The organism is Brevibacterium rongguiense (genome assembly GCF_009857845.1).
GTDB lineage: Bacteria > Actinomycetota > Actinomycetes > Actinomycetales > Brevibacteriaceae > Brevibacterium > Brevibacterium rongguiense.
Window position 1 is genome coordinate 1 of record NZ_WWEQ01000123.1, and the last position, 1,426, is coordinate 1,426.

General features: G+C 69.8%; 1 protein-coding gene. It reads right to left on the minus strand.

Features of this window, described 5'->3' with window-relative positions; genetic code table 11:
- Window positions 1-6: 6 nt before the first annotated feature.
- The gene (locus GSY69_RS13770; protein WP_160954395.1) at window positions 7-1,314 is read right to left on the minus strand and encodes an ISL3 family transposase; all 1,308 of its coding nucleotides are present in this window, start codon (window positions 1,312-1,314) and stop codon (window positions 7-9) included.
- Window positions 1,315-1,426 lie beyond the last annotated feature (112 nt).

Genomic DNA, 1,426 nt, shown 5'->3' on the forward strand with positions numbered 1-1,426 from the left:
GGCTCTTCACGAATGAGGGTGTAGCGCGGGTCTGAACCCTCCGGCTTCGAGCAGCGACCGAGCGATGTAGTGGGTGAGGTTGCGGAAGCCGAGGGCGGAGCCGCGGAGGTGTTCGAGTCGCCCGTTGATGGCCTCGGTCGGGCCGTTGCTGGTGCCGGGGCGGTCGAAGAACGCGAGGATGTCGCCCGCCCGCTGCTTCATGGTCCGGCCGAGCTTGCGGACCTCGACGAGCGCCGCGGGAACGCCGCTGCTGATCGCAGCGATCACCTCCTGCATCATCGTCTTCGCTTTCTTCTTGTCGGGCTCCCGGTAGGCCGCGACGATGCGCTGGTAGATGCCCCAGGTCGCCTCGACCTCGACGTGCTCCTCGCTCGCGAACACTGCGTCCAGGCGTGCCCGCTGCCGGTCGGTGAGCAGGCTCGCCCCGGTGTGCAGGGTGCGGCGGGCTTTGTAGAGCGGGTCGCCCTTGAGCCCGCGGTGACCAGTGGTGTCTTGCTGGACCCGACGCCGGCAGACATCCAGCGCGTCGCCGGCGAGGCGGACCACGTGGAACGGGTCCATGACGGGGACGGCGTCGGGGAGTTCCTCGGCGGCAGCGGTCTTGAACCCGGCGAAGCCGTCCATCGCGACCACCTCGATCCGCTTCGCCCAGTCCGCAGGGCGGGCGGCGAGCCACTGCTTGAACACCGCCTTGGAGCGGCCCTCGACCATGTCCAGCAGCCTCGCCGGCCCGGTCTTGTTCCTCGCGGGCGTGAGGTCGATGATCACGGTGACGTACTTGTCGCCCAGCCTCGTGTGTCGCCAGACGTGCTCGTCGACACCGATCGTGGTGACCCCGTCGAACCGGGCGGGGTCGTCGATCAGGCGCCGCTTGCCTTCCGCGAGGACGGCGGCGTTCGCGGCACTCCAGGACACCCCGAGACCTGCGGCGACGCGGGTGACGGTGAGGTGGTCGATGACGATGCCCCGCAGCGCCCACTCCAGGCCGCCGCGGGAGATCTTCGCACGCGGCGCCGCTGCCCGCGTCATGTCCTGCCGCCACGTGCGCCGGCAGTGTCCGCACCGGTACCGGCGCACCCGCACCAGCAGGGTCGTCGGCCGGTGCCCGAACGGCTCGTGCGCCAGTCGACGCGTGACCGTGTCCCGCGGCACGCCCTCGACACCGCACTTCCGACACCACGGGTCGTCCCCGACGACGCGGCATTCGATCGTGGCCCGATCCGGCTCGATCAGCTGGCCGACGGCGACGAGGCCGAGCTCGTCGAGGCGGCAGAACGTGGTCAGGTCAGGGGTCGCGAAAGTAGGGTGGAGCACGTCGAGGTCTTTCGGGATGGCGAGCGTGAAGAACTTCCATCATCCGGGAGACCTCGACCCCTACCCGGCCACCGACGCGCTCAACCGACTACACCCTCGTTCGTGAAGAGCC